The sequence below is a fragment of the Mycobacterium sp. Marseille-P9652 genome (genome assembly GCF_902652685.1).
In the GTDB taxonomy this organism is placed as follows: Bacteria; Actinomycetota; Actinomycetes; order Mycobacteriales; family Mycobacteriaceae; genus Mycobacterium.
Genome location: NZ_CACRUY010000051.1, coordinates 17,305 through 35,301, shown reverse-complemented (window position 1 = coordinate 35,301; position 17,997 = coordinate 17,305). Strand labels below are relative to the sequence as shown.

The window sequence follows — 17,997 nt, the reverse complement described above, 5'->3', positions numbered from 1 at the left end:
CCTTCGCCCCAACCACCCGGCCGCCAAACGTGCTCAGCCGCAATCGAATCGGCCGCCGCGGACGCGGACCGACGAGGCGGAGACGGTGCTGGGCCGCAACCCCGTGCTGGAATGCCTGCGCGCCGGCGTCCCCGCGACGGCGCTGTACGTGGCGCTGGGCACCGAGGCCGACGAGCGGGTGACGGAATCCGTTGCCCGCGCTGCCGATTCGGGCATCGCGATCCTCGAGGTGCCGCGGGCCGACCTGGATCGGATGACCGCCAACCACCTGCACCAGGGCATCGCCTTGCAGGTGCCGCCGTATCAGTACGCCCACCCCGACGACATGCTGGCGACCGCGCTCGCTGCGCCGCCGCCCCTGCTGGTCGCGCTGGACAACATCTCCGACCCGCGCAACCTCGGCGCGATAGTGCGTTCGGTGGCGGCGTTCGGCGGGCACGGCGTGGTGATCCCGCAGCGCCGGTCGGCGTCGGTGACCGCCGTGGCGTGGCGCACCAGCGCCGGCGCCGCGGCCCGCATCCCGGTGGCGCGGGCCACCAATCTCACCAGGACGCTGAAGGATTGGGCCAGCCGCGGGTTGCGGGTGGTCGGCCTGGACGCCGGTGGCGACACCGACCTCGACGATCTCGACGGCACCGACCCGATGGTGGTGGTCGTCGGTTCCGAGGGCAAGGGGCTGTCCCGGCTGGTGCGGGAAACCTGCGACGAGGTGGTGTCCATCCCGATGGCGGGGCGGACGGAATCGCTGAACGCCTCGGTCGCCGCCGGGGTGGTGCTCGCCGACATAGCCCGCCAGCGCAGGGGCTGACTCCCCTGGCCGGGCTGTGGGCGCCATTCTCTCGCGGGCTGGGCGCACCATCCTCTCGCGAGCAGACGCAAAAGCGCGCGACACGCCGGGGAAATTGGCGCTTTTGCGTCTGCTCGCAGTTGCTGGCCGCGTGGCTCGCGGTGGGGGTCGCCCCGGTGGCCTCCGCGCAGGCGCCGGAGTTCGACCTGCAGGCTCATCGCGGCGGGCGCGGCGAGACGACCGAGGAGTCCCTGCGTGCGTTCGCCAAGTCGCTCGAATTGGGCGTCAGCACTTTGGAACTCGACATCGTCATCACCAAGGACGGCCAGCCGCTGGTGTGGCACGACCCGAGGATCCAGGCCGAGAAGTGCAGCGATACCGCACCCGCGTTTCCGGGCGACCCGCAGTTTCCCTACGTCGGCAAGCTCGTTCACGAGCTGACTCAGGTGCAGATCCGCACCCTCGACTGCGGGAAGCGGCTCGCCGAGTTTCCCGACGCGGAAGTGGTGCGCGGCAATAGGATAGCGGCGCTGCCGGAGGTGTTCGCGCTCGCGGACTCCTATCACGCGGACGTCCGCTATAACATCGAGACCAAGGTGGAGGCCGATCACCCGGGCGACTCCGCCGGGCCGCAGGAGTTCGTCGACATGATCCTCGCCGCGGTCAGGGCGGCGGCCAAGGCGGACCGCGTCGAGATCCAGAGCTTCGACTGGCGAACCCTGCCGATGGTGCGCCGCGCCGAGCCGTCGATTCCGTTGGTGGCGTTGTACAACGAGCAGACATGGGCGGCCGGCTCGCCCTGGCTGGCTGGCGAGAACGCGGCGATCATCGGCGATCCCATGGTCGGAGCCAAGATCATTGGCGCCGATATCGTCTCACCCAGGTACACCCTCGTCGACGGCAAATCCTATGTGGATCGCGCACATTGGTTGGGACTCAAGGTGATTCCGTGGACCGTCGACGACGCGGGGGACATGCGCGAGCAGATCGGCTACGGCGTCGACGGAATAATCACGGACTATCCGACACTGCTGCGCCGGGTGATGGGTGAACTCGGGCTGCCGCTGCCGCCCGCCAACCACCGTTAGGGCATGGCGTCGGCCCAGGCGATATGGCCCTCGAAACCAAGCGATTTCGCTAGGTCGCGGTAGCGATCCCGGAACTCGGCATAGGCAATATCATCGCCGCGCGACCGGGCCAGCAAGGCGCGCAGTCGAAGCAGCCAGATGTTTCGCATCACCAATACCCCTTCGAACGGGGCGGCGGCTAACCTCTCGATGGCGGCGTCGGCCTCTACCACATCATCAGCGCCCCCTCGGTCGAGCAGCGACTCGACCAGAACGCCCGTCGCAGGGATGCCCCACCCAAGCAGTTGTCCGGCACGAACCAGCTCATCGACGGCGGCCCGCATAAGCGGTAACGCCTCATCGTGATCTCCGCACCTAACTCGCTCGCGCGCCAGGTACACGTTGATGATCGGCAACTCGCCGAGGTTTTGGCCCTGCCGCCGCAGCAGGTCGCTTATCTCGGTCAGCACCTTCTCGCCACGGATGCGATCCGCAAACGACGTGCGGTGCACCAAGGCATCGCCGAGCGTCAACCCTGCGAGAGCCAACCCGAAATCGTCGCCGGATCGCTGCGCGATCCTGATGGCTTCTTCCGTCTCGTCGATCGCATGGTCGTCGGGTCTCAGGACGCCGAGCGCTATCGACGGGTTATACACCCAGCCGATCGCAGTGGCGTAGGCCGTCGGGTCGGCACTGCGGGCCATGGTCAGTGCGCACCGCTGGTCGTCGCGCCATCCGCTACCCCCCAAGAAAGTTCCGGCCAGGGCACGCGTCGCCAGAGCGGCGGCCAACGGGGACCCGAAAATAATATTTCCTTTTGACGGTTCCCCGTCTGCCAGGGTGATAGTCCGCTCGGACCACCGCATCGCGGAAGACCACTCACCGCTTTCCATCTTGGCGAACACCACCGGGAAAGACAGCCCCACCGTCAGGGTCGGATCACCGATCGACTCAGCAAGGGCCCAGACCTCGGATGCCAGCAGCGACGCCTCACGCATGCGGCCTCGAAATGTGTGATCCGCTACAAGACCAGCCATGCCGATGGCCAGTGATTCCTTGTCCCCAACTGCCGCGCATAATTCCCGCAGTTCTTCGAACTGGGCGCCTGCATTTTTTTCACTTACTCGAAATGCCGTCCCGCACAGCAGAGTACGCGGCGCGATGCGCATGGTCGGCCGCTCGGGATCATCGGCTGGCAGGGCGTCGGCGATCCGCGTGGCGCGCTCCCAGCTCAGTCGCGCCGCGGTGATGTCGCGGTTGGTCGCCCAGGTCGCCGCGCGCATGTGCCAGCTGTAGGCGGGGGCGAGATCTCCGGCGGCCTCGAGGTGTTCGGCGATCAATGCTGCGTTCTGATCCGTCGCCTCCGGCGCGCGGGCCTCGATCGCGGCGGCCAGCCGACGATGCAGGCGCGCGCGATCTGCCTTCAGTTGCGATTCGTAGGCGACCGTGCGGATTAGCGGGTGGCGGAAGGCGTATTCGGCGATTGGCTTGAACCGAACCTGGTCGACGAGGTCGCCCGCGATGAGTTCGTCGATGGCGGGGTCGACTTCGAGGGCGGAAAGCAGATCGGGACCGAAGCGGGAGCCGATGACGGCCGCGGCCGCGAGCGTGTGTTTGGCCGGCGCGCTGAGCCGGTCAATGCGCGCGGCGATCGTTGCGTGCAGCGTGGCGGGCACGTTGACCTCGGCCGCGTTGGTGCGGCAGGCGTAGTTCCCGAGCTCGCCGATGAGCACGCCGCGTTCGGCGAGGTCGCGCGTGATCTCCTCGGCGAAGAACGGATTTCCGGCCGCGCGGCCGGCGATCATCTCGCCGATCGGGCCAACGGACGGGTCGGACCCCAGCAGCTCGGCGACCAGCGTTGAGGTTTCACCGTCACTTAGCGGCGCCAGGGCGATCGTCTGTGCCCCGGCGACGCGCCCCAGCGCCCCGTGGTACTCGGGGCGAAAGGTGATCAGCACCAACGAGGGGGTCCGCGGGATGACCGCGAGGAAGTCCGCGATCATAGATTCGCTGACCTCGTCGATCCAGTGGGCGTCCTCGACCACGAATAACGCTGGCTCGGTGCGGGCCAGCTGAACCGAGTTGAGCAGCGCGGTCAGCCGGCGGCGCCGAGCGTCGGGGTCGATTTTGGGCAACTCCACATTGGCGTCGGCGATGCCCAACAGGTCATCAAGTAGCAGCAGGTCCTGCGGATCTGCGTCGGGAAATTGTGCCCGCAAATGTGCTCGCGCCGTGTGATCGTCGAGACCGCCGAGTCGACCGGTCACCCGCAGCAGCCGCGCCACCGCATGGAACGGGACGTCGGTGGCGTGCGATTCACAGAAGGCGGAATACACCTCGACCCCGCGGCTTCCCGCGATTCTCACCGCTTCATCCGTCAGCCGGGTCTTGCCGATGCCGGGAGGGCCGACCACCGCCACCACCGAGCCGCGTCCACCCGTCGAGCGGTCCAGCATCGCGGCAAGCGTCGCCAATTCCCAGTCTCGACCGACCAACGTCGAGTGCGAGACACCTGTTCGTCCGGCGGCCAGGCTCAGCAGCCGCCGCGCCGGCACTGGGTTATCGGCGCCTTTGATTCGCACCAGTTGCCGCTCGCCCAGCATCGCGGTGCCCTCGACCAGCCGTGCGGTGGAGTCGCTGAGCATCACCCCGCCCGGTGGTGCGACCGACTCCATCCGCTGCGCCATGCCCACCTGCTCGCCGATGGCGGTGTAACCCATTGCCGCGGAGCCGATTTCACCGGCGATCACCTGTCCCGAGTTGAGTCCTACCCGCAGCCGCAGCTCGACACCGTCGCGGTGCTCGACCTCTGTGGCCAGACGGGTGACCTGCTCCTGGATGCCCAGCGCCGCGAGACACGCCCGCACGGCGTGGTCCTCCAGCGCAACCGGCGCGCCGAACACCGCCATGATGCCGTCACCGGTGAACTTGTCCACCGTCCCGCTGTAGCGCCGCACCACGGACGCCGCACGCTTCACCAGCTCGCCCATGATCTCGCGCAACCGCTCGGCACCCACCGCGGAGGCGATGTCCATCGAGTGCACCACGTCGGCGAACAGGACGGTGACTTGCTTGTATTCGGCCGGCGCGCCGGGCACCTCGGTAGGCGTGCCGCACTCGTCGCAGAACTTTGCGGTGGGCCGCAGCTCTGCGGCGCACTTCGTGCAGGCCAACGCGGCCGTCATGGGCTAACAATAGGGTGCTTACGAGTTCAACACGGCGCTATCGGCGTCCAGCGGGTCGGCCGACCGGGCCGTCGGCACGACGGTCGGATCCGAGGTCACGCCCATCCGCCCCTCTCGACGCTTACGGAGGTTGGCGCGGGCAACTCGCCAGATCATCGCTGGGTGTATCAACCGGGACGCGGGGTCGAGCAGCGCCGTCACCCTGGTGAACTGATCGACGACCACCGTGTCGGATTCCGCCGCGGCCAGAACGCGTTCGACGTACCCGTTAAGCAGTCGCGAGGTCAGCGACGGCGTGCCCTCGATCTCGGGCAGGGCGAGGTCGGGGTTGGCGCCCAGCTGCCACGCCTGTCGGATCGGTGCGGCGGCGGCGCGGAAGAACCGCCGAGCCAAATCGTCGGTGCCGCAGGACAGGCAGTCGCGTAGCACCAGGGCCTCGAGCGCGGCCACCGTCATGCCCTGGCCGTAGATCGGGTCGAAGCTACAGATCGCATCACCGGTGACCAGCAGGCCGACCGGGAAGCGGCGCAGCTTGTCGTAACGGCGCCATCGGCTGCACGGCATCTTGTGCCGGACCGGCTCGCCGACGGGTTCGGCCCGGCGTACCGCGTCGAGCAGTTCGGCGGGTGCGCAGTCCTCCACGAACTCGCACATGGCGGCGAGGTCGCCGGCGGCCTCGTGGCCGGCGATGCCGATCGCCGTGAACAGCCACGTGTCGTTCTCGCAGTGCAGCAGGCCGGCCCCGCGGGGCCTTCCCGGCACCACGCCGACGAGGAAACCCAACTCGTGCGGCGGGTCCGTCGTCATGCGCAGCCGCTGGCTCGCGTAGGTCAGGTGCACGACGACGCGGTCCTCCTGCGGCCGCCCGTACCCCAGGCCCTCCAGCCATGCCGGGGTCCGTGCGGCACGGCCGGTGGCGTCGACGACCAAATCGGCGCCGAGCGTGGTGCACTCGCCGGTGCGGCGGCTCAGCACCCGCGCGCCCGTGACGCGCCGGTTGTCGGGGGTCGACGTCAGCGCCACGACGTCGTGCTCGTCCAGCATGGTGACATTGGCGATGCCGCGCACCCGCCTGCGGACATGGCCCTCCAGGAACGGCCGTGTCGCGCAGTAGGCCGAGAACGAGGGGGCGCTGCCCGTGCGCGCCAGCAGGTGCCCGCCAACGTTGTAGTGCAGCCGTGACAGGTCGCTCCCGTCGAAGTACTGCGCGCCGTCGCGGACCAGATCTTCGAGGACGCCGGGGAAGAATCCTTCGACCACCTGGGCGCCCCGGGGCAACAGTGCGTGCAGGTGCCGGCCCTGCGGCACACCGCGGCGATCGCCGTAGCCGTCCGGCAGCGGGTCGCGTTCCACCACCGTGACCCTCTCGAACGCGTCGGCGAGCGACCGCGCGGCCAGCAGGCCGGCCATGCTCGCCCCCAACACCACCGCGTGGTCACCGACCTTGGTCCCGAGTGTCATCGCCCACCGCCTTCGTCAAGCGCGCTTCTCCGACGAAAGCGATCCTCACGGCCGGCAACGGGAGTCGGTAGCGTAGTGGACTACGCAATGACGAAAACGCCGGCAAATGTGCCGCACGGCGCCGCCGCAAAGTTATAGTCGCCGAGTGATCGGCGCCGAGCCGCTGACCGGGCGCGACAGCGAATTGGGGATCATTCGCCGCGCCCTGAGCGGTGCCGGGAACCACTCGGGTGTGGTGATTGCGGGAGCCCCCGGTGTGGGCAAGACCTGGCTCGCCCGTCAAGCCTTGCGGCGCGCGGAGGCGTCAGGTGAGCGGACGAAGTGGATCGTCGGCACCGAGTCGGCGAGTGCTCTGCCGTTGGGGGCATTCATCGGCCTGCTCGGCGAGATGTCGGATCCCCTGACCAATGTTCGGCGCGTGATCAATTCGTTCGTCGCCAAACAGCGTCAGGGTCGCGTGGTGGTAGGGGTGGACGACGCGCATCTCCTGGACGGGTTGTCGGCCTTCGTCGTTCATCAGCTGGCCCAGTCGGGCGGGGTCCGGATGGTGGTCACGCTGCGCACCGGCGGTGCCGAACCCGACGCCATCACGAGCTTATGGAAGGACGGGTTGCTGGTTCGCCTTGACCTGGAACCGCTTTCGGCGACCGGAACGCGCGAGGTGATCGAGAGCGCGCTGGGCGGTCCGGTGGATTCGCGCAGCGCCGCCCGCTTCCGAAAGCTGACCGGCGGCAACACCCTGTTCCTGCAACAACTGCTGAGCGATCAGGTAGCGGCGGGGCGGATGCGGGAAGTGGCCGGGGTGTGGATGTGGGAGGGGGACGTCGCCGTCTCGGCGAGCCTTTCCGACACGCTCGCACGCCAAATGGGTCGGCTCAGCCCGGGCGTGACGCTGGTCGTCGACACGCTCTCGCAGTGTGAGCCGCTGGACGTCGACGTGCTCTGCGATCTGGTGCGCCGCCGCGACCTGGCCGACGCGGAGAAATTGGGCCTGGTGAGCGTGGAACGGGTCGGGGGCGGGCTACTGGCCAGGCTGGCGCACCCGCTGTTCGGGGAGCTTCGCCGCGCCGCCGCGGGCGAGATCAACCTCTCGGCGATCCGGGGCAGGCTGGCGACGCGGTTGGCGCAGACCGCTGACGTCGACCTGCAGGCCACGGTCCGCCGGGCGTTGCTGCGCCTCGACTCCGACCTCGGCCCCGAGCCCGCGCTGTACCTGGAGGCGGCGCGGCACGCGATGGCGCTGCTCGACCTGGATCTGGCCGACCGGCTGGCCACGGCGGCGGCTGACGCGGGGGCGCCCGGAGCCGCCGGGGTGCGGGCCATGAACCTCGTGTTGCTCGGACGCGGCGAACAGGCCGAGGCGGCGCTGCGCAACATCGTCGACGCCGCCCCGCCCGACCGGCATCACTGGGCGACGGTGCGGGCGGCCAACTTGGCCTGGATGCTTGGCAAGCCCCGGGAGGCGGCGGCACTACTCGAAGGTCTCGCTTCCGGGGCCGAAAGCCCGGCTCAGGTGGCGGAGCGCCTCGCGGTTCAGGCCTGCCTGGACGCCGTCTCGGCGCGCTGCCGGCTCGCCGCCGAGAACGCCCGAAACGCCTTGAATTTCAAGGCTCTGCCCGACTTTCACGTCATGATGGCCTCGCTCGCCTGGATCATGGCCATGGGGGCGTTGGGGCAGGTCGACGAGCTGGCGGACGTGGCCGGGCAGGCGCTGCGACGCGCCACCACGTCGTTTGAGGCGTCCCACATGCGGTTCTGGTTCGGGGCCGTGTACGGACGCGCGTGCCGGCTGACCGGTCGCATCGACGAATTCGTCACCACCGCACGACAAGTGGCAGACTCGGCGCGCGACCTTCCCGGCCTGGCGTATGCGAATCTCGCCCTCCTGCTGGGCAACGCCGAACTGGCCCGCGGCGCAGTCGGCGAGGCCGCCCGGCTGGTGCATGAGGCGCACGCCGGGGTGCACATGCACGCGATCACAACGGGGTTGCGTCCGGCGAGCTACTTCGCGCTGGCCGAGGCCCACGCCAAGCTCGGGCAGGCCGTCGAGGCCAACGACGCTGTGGCCCAGGCGCGTTCGAGTGTGCCACCCGACTTCCTGTTCATGGATACCGCCCTGTCGCTGGCCGAGGGCTGGGCGATGGCGGCAAGCGGCCGGCTGGGGGAGGCGGTGGCGACGGCGCAGCGGGCCGCCGGGCTCGCCCGGGACAGGGACCAGCCCACCCACGAGCTCGCTTGCATCCAGGCCGCGGCCCAGTGGGGTGACGCCTCGCAGGCGGGGCGGGCCCGCCAGCTGGCCGAGGAGTTGTCGCTGCCGCTGGCTGAGGCCGTTGCCGCGCATACGGTTTCGCTGTCTTCCACTGACGGCGCGGGTCTGCTGGCCGCCTCGGCGCAGTACCGGGACATGGGGGATCGGGTCGCGGCGGCCGACGCGGCCGCGCAGGCGTCCGTCGCGTTCGACGCCGCTCAGCAGCATCGGCGCGGGCTGTATGCCGCGGCGCTGGCGAAGGAATTGGCCGACCAGTGCGGCGGCCTGTGCACTCCGGCGCTGCGCACCCCGGCCGGTATCAAGCTGTCCGGCCGTCAACGCGATGTCGTCGAACTCGTGGTGGCCGGCCTGTCCAACCGCGAAATAGCCGAGAGGCTGGTGATGTCCGTGCGCACCGTGGAGGGCCATGTGTACCGGGCGTGCCAGCGGGTGGGGGCGCAGTCACGCGAGGAACTGGCGTCGATCGTGAGATCCGGGCCGGGTGAGTGCCGCTAGGGGCTAGGAGCGATCGCGAGCGCAGCGAAGCTGGGCGACGCGGATCGCGACCATTGGGCTACACGCCCAGCAGTCGCACCGACGCCCACAGCGCCACCACCGCCACCACCAACGAGGTCGGGACGGTGAGCAGGCCGAGGCGGGTGTATTCGCCGACGCCCGCGTCGACGTCGTGCTGGCGCAACACGCGGCGCCACAACAGGTTCGACAGCGACCCGACGTAGGTCAGGTTCGGCCCGATGTTCACCCCGATCAGCACCGCCAGGACGGCGGCCGGCCCGCTGGGCGCCACCAGCGGCAGCAACACCAGGGTCGCGGGCAGGTTGTTGACCACGTTGGCGAGCGCGGCGGCCAGGGCGGCGATGGCGAGCAGGGCGGGCAGGCCGGACCCCGTCGGCAGCACCTCGGACATCGCCTTGTCCACTCCGTTGATCATGACGGCCTGTACCACGACGCCCAGCGCGAGCACGAACACCAGGAACGAGACATGCACCGAGCGCGCGATGTCGAGCACCGAGGTGTGACCGCGGCTCAGGCTCCGCACCGCCAGCACCGAGGCACCGGCGAGCGCGACCCAGGCGGGATCGACGCCGACGGACTGGCCCACCGCGAACCCGGCCAGCGTCAGCCCGACGACCACCAGCACGAACACCGGTGGCCGCGGCGCCTGCCCGTCCTCGGGGGGTTCCGGCTGCTTGCGCAGGTCGGTGGCGAAGAACCGGCGGAAGATCACGTACAAGGTGGCCACCGCACCCACCCACGGCAGCGCCATCAGGAGGGTGAACCTGGCGAACGAGACGCCGGCGGTGTGGAACGCCAGCAAGTTGGTCAGATTCGACACCGGCAGCAGCAGCGAGGCGCCGTTGGCCAGGTGCGCGGTCGCGTAGGCATAGGGCCGCACCGAGGTCCGCAGCCGGCGGACGGCGGACAGCACCACCGGGGTCAGCAACACGACGGCGGCGTCCAGGCTCAGCACGGCGGTGATCAACGACGCGATGACGAATACCCGCAGCAGCAGGCCGCCCGACCCCACTCGGCCCCGCGCGATCGCCGCCCCCGCTGCCTCGAACAACCCCTCGTCGTCGCACAGCTTGGCGAGCACCAGCACGGCGCCCAGGAACGCGACGACGCCCGACAGACCGGCGATCTCATGGGCGGCCTGGCGCACCGAGATCGCGCCAACCCCAACGAGAATGGCGGCCGCCGGCACCGCGGCCACCGCCTCGGGCCAGCCCCGCGGACGGACGACCGCGAACACGAGCACGGCAGCCAGCAGCACCAGCCCCACGGTCAGTATCAAGTTTTCCGCCGCCCTACGCCCAGGGGTCCTCGCGCCGCCACACCGTCGGTAGGTGCAGGGCCACACCGTCCCGCGCGGCCAGCTCGTCAAGGATGCGAACGGACGCGTCGAGGTCGTCGCCGGCATACGGCAACGCGCGCAGCGGTTTCGAGAGCGGACGGAAGAAGTCGTCCCAGTGGATGAGCAGCACCCGGCGCGCGCCCACCGCGCGCACGGTCTCGTTCCAGTAGTCGACCACGTACGAACGCGGCCGCAGGCCGAGCTGTCCCACGCTGAGGTATGCGGCGTCGGCCCGCCGGCCGGCCAGCGCGCCCCGCACGAAGCCCGCGCTGCCCTGGATCAGCAGCCGGCGGCCCGACGGCAGGTGGTGCACCAGCGCCGACCACGCCTCCCCGCAGCGGTAGGCCGACGCGCGCACGGGCGGGATCAGCGGTTCGTCGATCACGCCGGGGAACCGGTCGGGCGGGCAGTGGTGCGACTCCACCAGGGTTACCTCGAAGGCGCCCAACGTGATCGGCTCGCCACTCACCGCGACGACGAGCCGGTCCTCCGGCAGGCCGTGCCCCCGCCCGACGTTCGCCGCGGACCGTCCACCGACCAGTTGCGCGCCGGTGCGCTCGGCGACCAGGGCTGAGTCCATGACATGGTCGATGTGCGTGTGCACCGGGACGACCGCCGCCAGGCGGGACACCTTCGCCCGGGACAGGCAGCCGTCGACGCGCGCCGGTGACGGCGCCACCTTGCCGGCCGCGACCTGCGCCAGCCCGGGGCGGGAAAAGTAGCCGTCCGTCATCAGCGCCGACGTCCCGTCGTCGATCAGCAGCGTCGCGACGCCCATCCACGTCACGGACAGCGGCGCGTCCGGTCGCGCGGCGGGCGCGTCGAACCGGTCCGAGTAGCGGGTGATGTCGGGGCGGCCGAGCTTCAGTCGCATCAGCAGAACGCCCGGATCTCGATGCCGGCGGCCTCGAGGCGACCGCGCACCGCGGCGGCGATGTCGACGGCTCCCGGCGAATCACCATGAACGCAAACGGATTCCACGCCGACGGGAATCTCGCTGCCGTCGACGGCCGTGACCCGCCCGGTGCGCACCATGGTCACCACTCGTTCGGCGATCGCGGTCGCGTCGTGCAGCACCGCGCCCGGTTCGCGGCGAGAGACCAGCTGGCCGTCGGGCCGGTAGGCGCGGTCGGCGAACGCCTCGGCCACCGTCCGTAGGCCGCGGCGGGACGCCTCGTCGAAGAACGCCGAACCCGCCATGCCCAGCACCGGCAGCGCCGGGTCCGCCATGCGGACCGCCTCGGCGACCGCGCCCGCCTGCGCGCTGTGGGTGACGATCGTATTGTAGAGAGCGCCATGGGGCTTCACGTACGACACCGAGGACCCCGCGGACCGCGCGAGGGCCTGCAACGCCCCGATCTGATACACCACATCGGCGCAGAGGTCCTCTGCCGAGACGTCGATGAACCGCCTGCCGAAGCCCGCCAGGTCTCGGTAGCTCACCTGCGCCCCGATGCGCACGCTGCGCCCGGCGGCCGACCGGCACACCCGCAGCAGGCCCGCCGGGTCGCCCGCGTGAAAGCCGCACGCCACGTTGGCGCTGGTGACGATGGCGAGCATGGCGTCGTCGTCGCCTAGGCGCCAGACTCCGAAGCCCTCGCCCAAGTCGGCGTTGAGGTCGATAGCGGCCACGGCCCCACCTTATGGGGCCGCGTAACCGGGCGGCCTCCCGGCGGCACCCGGCGACCGGACGGACGCGGTGGATGACGAACGAAACGCCCGGCGAGCGCGGGCGGCGGGGCAGCGCGGTAGCGTCCCCGTCGTGAGTCCCACCCCGCGCCGGCGTGCGACTCTGGCGTCGCTGGCGGCCGAGTTGAAGGTTTCGCGCACGACGATCTCGAACGCCTTCAACCGGCCGGATCAGCTCTCCGCCGACCTGCGCGAGCGGGTGCTCGCGACGGCCAAGCGCCTCGGTTACGCCGGTCCGGACCCGGTGGCCCGCTCGCTGCGCACCCGCAAGGCGGGCGCCGTCGGCCTGGTGATGGCCGAGCCGCTGACCTACTTCTTCAGCGATCCGGCGGCGCGGGACTTCGTGGCCGGGGTGGCGCAGTCGTGCGAGGGCCTGGGGCAGGGGCTGCTGCTGGTGGCAGTCGGCGGAAGCCGGAGCCTCGAGGACGGGACGGCCGCCGTGCTGGCCGCCGGCGTGGACGGGTTCGTGGTGTATTCGGTCTGCGACGACGACCCCTACCTGCAGGTGGTGCTGCAGCGGCGCCTGCCGGTGGTGGTGGTGGACCAGCCCAAGGGCCTGGCCGGGGTGTCCCGCGTCGGCATCGACGACCGCGCCGCGATGCGCGAGATCGCCGAGTACGTGCTGGGCCTGGGACACCGGGAGATCGGTTTGCTGACGATGCGGCTGGGGCGCGACCGCCGGCAGGGGCTGGTCGACGCCGACCGGCTGCGGTCGCCGGCGTTCGACGTGCAACGCGAACGCATCGTCGGCGTGTGGGAGGCGATGACCGCGGCCGGCGTGGACCCCGACTCGCTGACCGTCGTCGAGAGTTACGAGCACCTGCCGGAGTCCGGTGGCGCGGCGGCCAAGGCCGCGCTGGAAGCCAATCCGCGGATCACCGCGCTGATGTGCACGGCGGACATGCTCGCCCTCTCGGCAATGGATTACCTTCGCGCACATGGCATTTACGTGCCGGGGCAGATGACGGTCACCGGATTCGACGGCGTGCCCGATGCCATCGGCCGCGGGCTCACCACCATGGCCCAGCCGAGCCTGCGCAAGGGGCGTCGGGCCGGTGAACTCCTGCTGGAGCCACCGCGGTTGAACCTCCCGGTCACCGAACTGCTCGACACGGAGCTGATTCGGGGACGCACGGCGGGACCGCCCGCCTGACCCCGGCGCTATCCCGCCTTCGCCCCGTCCTGGTCCCCGATCAGCAGCCGCACGGCCAGGTCGAGCCGTTTGCTGACGTCGGTGGCCGAGGCGCGTCGGGTGAGCCACGCCAGCAGGTTCGACAGCCACACGTCCGAGATCACCCGTGCGATGTGGTACTGGTCCTCGGTCGGCTCGCCGTCGGCCATCGCCCGCGCGAACATGCTGTCGATCAGCTTCTCGACGTGGTCGACCTCACTGGCCGCCGACGCGTCGGCGAAGACGTAAGCCCGCGTCATCGCCTCGGTCAGCAGCGGGTTGCGCTGCATCGCGCGGTTGAGCTTTCCGATCATGAAGTTGAGCCGCTGGAACGGTGTGCCGCCGGAGAGCGCCGAGCGGTCCGTCTTGGCGTCGATCCGGCCGAATTCGCGGCCCAGCGCCGACACCAGCAGGTGCACCTTCGAGGGGAAGTACCGGTACAGGGTGCCCACGGCCACGTCGGCGCGGTCGGCGACGGCCCGCATCTGGACGGCCTCGTAGCCGCCTTTGGAGGCGATCGCCATCGTCGCGTCGAGTATCCGCTTGCGGCGCTCCCGCTGCGCCTCCGAGCCGAGTTCGGACTCGGCGAGCACCGCCACGTTCACGACCTCGCGCGGCTGCGAGTCCGGGACACGACCCGAGTTCGTGTTCGCTGGCATTCGACGACTTACTCCTGTTCGAAGAGGGTTCGTTGGCAAACGATACGCATGCTGAGTCGGAACTTCTCACCTCCGTACCGCCGCAACCCCCTTTTGTCCTGCTGCGATGGCGTTCGACTTGACGGTCGATCGCTGGCACTATTAGAACACGTTCTAGTCGGCCCAGGACAAGCTCTAGCGAACGTCGAATCGACGACGGGGAGGACCAAACGGTGGTAGCGACCGTCACCGACGAGCAATTTGCCGCGCGTGCGCTGGTGCGCGACTGGGCGCGCACCGCCATCCCGGGGACCGCGGCGATCCGCGCGGTCGAGCAGGGTGACGCGGACGCCTGGCGGCCGGTGTTCGCCGGCCTCGCCGACCTCGGCATCTTCGGGGTCGCCATCCCCGAGGACTCGGGCGGCGCGGGTGGCACCATCGAGGACCTCTGCGCCATGGTCGAGGAGGCCGCCAAGGCGCTGGTGCCGGGACCGGTCGCAACCACCGCACTGGCCACCCTCGTCGTCGGCGACGCCGACGTGCTGGCCGCACTGGCCTCGGGTGAGAGGTTCGCGGGCCTGGCGCTCGGTGGGGACGTTCGCTTGGAGGGTGGCGCGGCGACGGGCACCGTGCGGTTGGCGCTCGGCGCGGCGGACGGCGGCCTGTTGTTGCTGCCGACGAGCGGCGGCTGGGTGCTGGTCGACAGCGCCGGCGAGGGCGTGCAAATCGAGCCGCTGCGGGCGACCGATTTCTCCCGGCCCCTGGCCCGGGTGACGCTGACGTCCGCGCCGGCCACCCGCGTCGACTCCGGACGGCGGGTCGAGGATCTGGTCGCGACCGTCCTGGCGGCCGAGGCGGCAGGAGTGACCCGGTGGTCGCTGGACACGGCCGTCGCCTATGCCAAGGTGCGCGAGCAGTTCGGCAAGCCGATCGGCAGTTTCCAGGCCGTCAAACACCTCTGCGCCGAAATGCTCTGCCGAGCAGAGCAAGCCGAGGTCGCGGCCGCCGACGCCGCCCGAGCTGCCGACGATCCCGATCACGACCAGTTCGCAATCGCGGCGGCGCTGGCCGCCAGCATCTGCATCGCCGCCGCCAAGGCCAACGTCAGGGACTGCATCCAGGTGCTCGGCGGCATCGGCTGCACCTGGGAGCACGACGCGCACCTTTACCTGCGGCGCGCGCACGCCATCGGCGCGTTCCTCGGCGGCGCCGAAAGCTGGCTGCGCCGCGTCACCGCGCTCACCCAGTCCGGGGTCCGCCGCCGCCTGGGCATCGACCTCTCGGAAGTCGAGGACCTGCGCCCCGAACTGGCGGCGGTGATCGCCGAGATCGCCGCGCTGCCCGAGGACCAACGGCAGGCGGCCCTGGCGGAGGCGGGGCTGCAGGCGCCGCACTGGCCGGCGCCCTACGGCCGGGGGGCGTCCCCAGCTGAGCAGCTGCTGATCGACGAGGAGATGGCGGCGGCGGGCGTCGTGCGTCCCGACCTGGTGATCGGCTGGTGGGCGGCGCCGACGATCCTCGAGCATGGGACGCCGGAGCAGGTCGAGCGCTTCGTGCCGGCCACCATGCGCGGCGAGTTCCTCTGGTGCCAACTGTTTTCCGAGCCCGGGGCCGGCTCCGACCTGGCGTCGCTGCGCACCAAGGCGGTGCGCGGTGACGGCGGCTGGCTGTTGACGGGGCAGAAGGTGTGGACGTCGGCGGCGCACAAGGCGCGGTGGGGGGTATGCCTGGCGCGCACCGACCCCGACGCCCCGAAGCACAAGGGCATCACGTACTTCCTGGTCGACATGAAATCGCCGGGCCTCGAGATCCGCCCGCTGCGCGAGATCACCGGCGACTCGCTGTTCAACGAGGTCTTCCTGGACAACGTGTTCGTCCCCGACGACATGGTGGTGGGCGCGGTGAACGACGGCTGGCGGCTGGCGCGCACGACACTGGCCAACGAGCGGATCGCGATGGCCAGCGGCACCGCGCTGGGCAACCCGATGGAGGAGCTGCTCAGGGTGCTCGCCGAGCTGGATCTCGACGCCGCCCAGCAGGACCGGCTCGGCCGGCTGATCTGCATCGCGCAGACGGGCGCGCTGCTCGACCAGCGGATCGCCCAGCTAGCCGTCGGCGGGCAGGACCCCGGGGCACAGTCCAGCGTTCGCAAGCTGATCGGCGTCCGCTACAGGCAGGCCCTGGCCGAGTTCACGATGGACGTCGCCGAGGACGCCGGCCTGGTGCACAACCAGGCGGTGTTCGACTTCCTCAACACCCGCTGCCTCACGATCGCCGGCGGCACCGAGCAGATCCTGCTCACGGTCGCCGCCGAACGGCTGCTCGGTCTGCCGCGCTAGCCGCGGGTAATCCTCCGCGCCGTGGTTGCCGGCGTGGTCGCGCCGCGGCCGTCGATCACGACGACATCATCGTCATCCAATCCGCGCCCGCCGCGGCAACGAATCACGAGCGAACCCCACCAACGGCGGTGGTGACCGTACGCCGAACCTCGAGGACCTGACTGATGCCCGCAACCACAGCCGTGCATTTCTTCCTCGAATTGGCCGTCATCCTGGCAACCTGTCGCCTCGTCGGCCTCCTGGCCCAACGCCTCGGGCAGCCGCAGGTTGTCGGCGAGATGATCGCTGGGGTGCTGCTGGGGCCGTCATTGCTGGGCCGGGTGGCACCGGGCATTCAGCATCAGCTGTTTCCGCCGGGACAGGCGAACACTGTGCTGTACACGGCCGCGCAGATCGGGCTGGTGCTCTACATGTTCCTGATCGGGCTGAACTTCGACGCCAACCTCATCAGGCACCGCGCCGGCACCGCGGTGGCGGTGTCGGCCGCGGGCATCGTCGCCCCGCTCGCCCTCGGGGCGCTGATCGCGATGCCGATGCTGAAAGCGGGAAGGTATTTCGAAAACGGCGTTTCGCTGCCGCTGGCCATGATGTTCCTGGGCGCGTCGATCGCCACGACCGCTTTTCCGATGCTCGCCCGGATAATTTTCGAACAACGACTCTCCGGAACGTCTTTGGGCACCCTGGCCCTGATCTGTGGTGCGACCGACGACGCGCTGTCGTGGTGCATTCTGGCGATCGTCCTCGCGATCCACCGCGGCAGCCCGGCCACGGCGGCGACGGCGATAATCGGTGGGATTCTCTATACCGTCCTGCTGTTGACGATTGGGCGAAAGGCTCTCGCCGGGCTGGGTCCGAGGACCGAGCGTCACAACGCGATCACCCCCGAAGTGCTGAGCGTCGTGCTCATTGCCCTGATGATGTGCGCCTGGTTCACGGACACCATCGGGATCTACGCGATATTCGGTGCTTTCATCCTCGGTGTCGCCATGCCGTCGGGCTTTTTCGCGGAGAAACTCACCGCGCTTCTCGAGCCTCTGGTCACCACGTTCCTGCTGCCCCTGTTCTTCGTCTACTCGGGGCTCAACACCCAGATCGGCCTGCTCAACAGCCCGGCGCTGTGGGCGGTGACCGCGGGAATCCTCGTCGTGTCGATCGCGGGAAAGGGAGTGGCGTGCACCCTCGCCGCGCGGCTGAGAAAGGTGCCGCTGCGCGAATCCCTTGCACTCGGGTCGCTGATGAACGCCCGCGGCCTGATCGAACTCATTCTCCTGAACATCGGACTGCAGGCCGGCATCATCACGCCTACCCTCTTCAGCATCCTGGTGCTGGTGGCCATCGTCACCACCCTCATGGCAACGCCGATATTCGAATTCGTCTACGGCCGGCACCGTCCCAAAGACCAGCCATACTCGGCAAAGAAGATCAATGACGCTTCCACAGAATTTGTTCGCTGAGCATTCGGCGGAGCCGTTCGTTGGCGCGCGATACAAGATTGCAAAGTTCGCGGAAGACGCTCCGCAGCAGGGTATTTCGACG

12 protein-coding genes are annotated in these 17,997 nt (G+C 69.9%); 6 read left to right on the top strand and 6 right to left on the bottom strand.

The window, feature by feature from the left end:
• Positions 1–808: 23S rRNA (guanosine(2251)-2'-O)-methyltransferase RlmB (gene rlmB, locus GPY60_RS21415; RefSeq protein ID WP_156689707.1), on the top strand; the 808-nt coding region annotated here is incomplete at its 5' end.
• A gap of 122 nt (positions 809–930) precedes the next feature.
• Positions 931–1,875, top strand: coding sequence for a glycerophosphodiester phosphodiesterase (locus GPY60_RS21410; RefSeq protein WP_156689708.1), 945 nt, complete (start codon positions 931–933; stop codon positions 1,873–1,875).
• On the opposite strand, the gene GPY60_RS21405 is transcribed toward GPY60_RS21410, so the two are convergent.
• Together GPY60_RS21405 and GPY60_RS21400 are read right to left on the bottom strand one after the other, a co-directional pair.
• Complete coding sequence (locus tag GPY60_RS21405; protein ID WP_156689706.1) at positions 1,872–5,039, bottom strand: AAA family ATPase; 3,168 nt, start codon at positions 5,037–5,039, stop codon at positions 1,872–1,874. The genes GPY60_RS21410 and GPY60_RS21405 overlap by 4 nt on opposite strands.
• 18 nt (positions 5,040–5,057) lie before the next feature.
• The gene (locus GPY60_RS21400) at positions 5,058–6,500 is read right to left on the bottom strand and encodes an FAD-dependent oxidoreductase (protein ID WP_231639766.1); all 1,443 of its coding nucleotides are present in this window, start codon (positions 6,498–6,500) and stop codon (positions 5,058–5,060) included.
• Positions 6,501–6,645: 145 nt separating this feature from the next.
• Between GPY60_RS21400 and GPY60_RS21395 the strand changes: the two genes are divergently transcribed.
• On the top strand, positions 6,646–9,264 hold the full coding sequence (locus GPY60_RS21395; protein WP_231639765.1) for a helix-turn-helix transcriptional regulator: 2,619 nt from the start codon (positions 6,646–6,648) through the stop codon (positions 9,262–9,264).
• 58 nt (positions 9,265–9,322) lie between these two features.
• Here the strand turns inward: GPY60_RS21395 and GPY60_RS21390 are convergent, their stop codons facing one another.
• The 3 genes from GPY60_RS21390 to GPY60_RS21380 are packed head-to-tail and all read right to left on the bottom strand — an operon-like array spanning position 9,323 to position 12,256.
• On the bottom strand, positions 9,323–10,564 hold the full coding sequence (locus GPY60_RS21390; RefSeq protein ID WP_156689704.1) for an SLC13 family permease: 1,242 nt from the start codon (positions 10,562–10,564) through the stop codon (positions 9,323–9,325).
• 13 nt (positions 10,565–10,577) lie between these two features.
• Positions 10,578–11,498 carry an MBL fold metallo-hydrolase gene (locus GPY60_RS21385; protein WP_156689703.1) on the bottom strand — a complete coding sequence of 307 codons (921 nt, stop codon included), beginning with the start codon at positions 11,496–11,498 and terminating at the stop codon, positions 10,578–10,580.
• Positions 11,498–12,256, bottom strand: coding sequence for a LamB/YcsF family protein (locus GPY60_RS21380; RefSeq protein WP_156689702.1), 759 nt, complete (start codon positions 12,254–12,256; stop codon positions 11,498–11,500). Before GPY60_RS21380 ends, GPY60_RS21385 begins: the two co-directional genes overlap by 1 nt.
• Before the next feature lie 130 nt (positions 12,257–12,386).
• Between GPY60_RS21380 and GPY60_RS21375 the strand changes: the two genes are divergently transcribed.
• Entirely contained in the window at positions 12,387–13,466 is a 1,080-nt protein-coding gene (locus tag GPY60_RS21375; RefSeq protein ID WP_156689701.1) for a LacI family DNA-binding transcriptional regulator, read from the top strand.
• A gap of 8 nt (positions 13,467–13,474) precedes the next feature.
• Here the strand turns inward: GPY60_RS21375 and kstR are convergent, their stop codons facing one another.
• Positions 13,475–14,083: a cholesterol catabolism transcriptional regulator KstR gene (gene kstR / locus GPY60_RS21370; RefSeq protein ID WP_197283780.1), complete on the bottom strand. Its 609-nt coding sequence runs from the start codon at positions 14,081–14,083 to the stop codon at positions 13,475–13,477.
• A gap of 272 nt (positions 14,084–14,355) precedes the next feature.
• Between kstR and GPY60_RS21365 the strand changes: the two genes are divergently transcribed.
• Together GPY60_RS21365 and GPY60_RS21360 are read left to right on the top strand one after the other, a co-directional pair.
• Entirely contained in the window at positions 14,356–16,461 is a 2,106-nt protein-coding gene (locus tag GPY60_RS21365; protein ID WP_156689699.1) for an acyl-CoA dehydrogenase, read from the top strand.
• A 164-nt stretch (positions 16,462–16,625) separates the two neighbouring features.
• Positions 16,626–17,915, top strand: coding sequence for a cation:proton antiporter domain-containing protein (locus GPY60_RS21360; RefSeq protein WP_156689698.1), 1,290 nt, complete (start codon positions 16,626–16,628; stop codon positions 17,913–17,915).
• Positions 17,916–17,997 lie beyond the last annotated feature (82 nt).